Annotated in this window: 1 protein-coding gene; it reads left to right on the top strand. The window is 68.6% G+C overall.

Features of this window, described 5'->3' with window-relative positions:
* Window positions 1-892 (top strand): hypothetical protein (locus tag EHS43_RS46960; RefSeq protein ID WP_185806669.1); only part of this gene is annotated, 892 nt, incomplete at its 5' end.
* Window positions 893-1,712: the final 820 nt, after the last annotated feature.

Genomic DNA, 1,712 nt, shown 5'->3' with positions numbered 1-1,712 from the left:
CCCCAGCCCCACTGCCGGCACCCGCCTTGACAACGTACGCGTACTCGTCCACTTCGACCGGGCCGCGGGCCAGGTCGCCGAGAGCATCGCACCGGAGCCCGGCGGCAGCGTGGTCATCGGCATGATCCAGTCACGCCAGGTGGTGCGGGTCGCGCAGGACGGAGCGGTCCGGGTACTCGCCACCATGCCACTGCCCCCAGACGGCGGCACCACCGCACCGGTCGTCGGCGCAGCCGCTGTCACCGGGGTTGCCCGATCGGACAGCGGCGCCGTGTACTTTCTCTACTGCGCCGGGCAGGGCGGCCTGACCGGGATCTGGCAGGTCCGGCGCTCGGGTGAGCCCCGGCTCGTCGTACCGCTGCCTGCCGACACCTTCCCCAACGCACTGGTCATCGACGGCAAAAGGGACCGTTTCATGGTCACCGACTCCGCCGGCGGGCGGATCTGGCAGGCCCCGTTGAAGGGGGGAGCGGCCACCGTGTGGTCGGCAGACCCGGCACTGGCGCCCAGTGCTTTCTTCGGTGCCAACGGCATGAAGATCCACGACGGCGCCGTGTGGGCCAGCAATTCCGACCGCGGCACTATCGTCCGTATCCCGGTGGCCAGGAACGGCCGCTCCGGCCGCGCCGAGGTCCGGGCCACGCAGTTGGACGGCATCGACGACTTCGACTTCACCGGCAGGGGCTCCGAGATCCTCGCCGCGTTGAACCAGGCCAACAAGCTCGTGCGCGTAGGCGCCGACGACGCTCATGAGACCCTGCTGGACACCAAGGACGGCATGCAGGGAACCACGGCCGTCGTCGTACGAGGCCATCGGGCGTTTGTGACCAACGGTGCCAACCTGGCCGGGAACGACCCGACCCTGATGCTCGCGGAGCTGAACCAGCACTGACACGGCTTGGCTTGGCGGGGTGGGCCATCGCCCTGTGGTCCATCCCGCCGCATCAGCCGCACTCTTCGGCGACATCGACCCCGGCCGCTGCCTGCCACTTTCCCGGCCGACGCAAGCCAGGGGCCCGGCACCACCACATCGACCTACCGCCCACACCAACGGCACCGTCACCTCGGGCTCCCGCCACTTCAGCCGATCCCGGGCGTCGAAAACCTAGTTCTGCACGAAGATCCGTCGTAGTGCTGGGACCTGTTCGCCGTGGCAGAGGGCTGGCGAGTTGACCTGGCGGTATTGCGCGTCGTGTTCATCGAAAGCCGCGCACCGGAGCCCTACTGGATACCGGCGGCACTCGTTTGCCGTGCACCGGTATCGGCGGGCCAGCACCCCGGTGCGGGCTGCAGGGTGCTGACCGGCCCGATGGCGAGCGGGAGGCAGTTTCGGTAGGGCAGCCCTTTGGGTGGAGGCCCTGGTCGGCGAAGAGGAGTTGTGGCCAGACGGCGCGGTCTGGTAGCAGGACCTGGACGCCCACACCACCCGGCCGTCGGCAGATGACCGCCTCCCCCGGACGCAGCGTGTTGTCCGCTCAGTGAGGCCACCGCCCCCGGCTGCCGCACCGTTTTTAGGGCCATGACCGACGTTTCTGACACAGTCCACTTCAATGCCCCTGGCCGTGCTGGGGTGTTCCGCGTCGCTCCCCTAGTAGGGCTTGGTCATCTTCATTTGTGTATGCGTGTCCGCTGCTCTACGAGCGTCGTTGGAATGGCGTGACACCTGAGGAGATGGCCGGGGTCCGGGAGGACCTGGAGGCGTTCGCGGCGGA

Source organism: Streptomyces sp. RP5T, assembly GCF_003933965.1.
In the GTDB taxonomy this organism is placed as follows: domain Bacteria; phylum Actinomycetota; class Actinomycetes; order Streptomycetales; family Streptomycetaceae; genus Streptomyces.
Note: the sequence above shows the minus strand (reverse complement) of the source record. Positions and strands in the feature narration are given on the sequence as shown.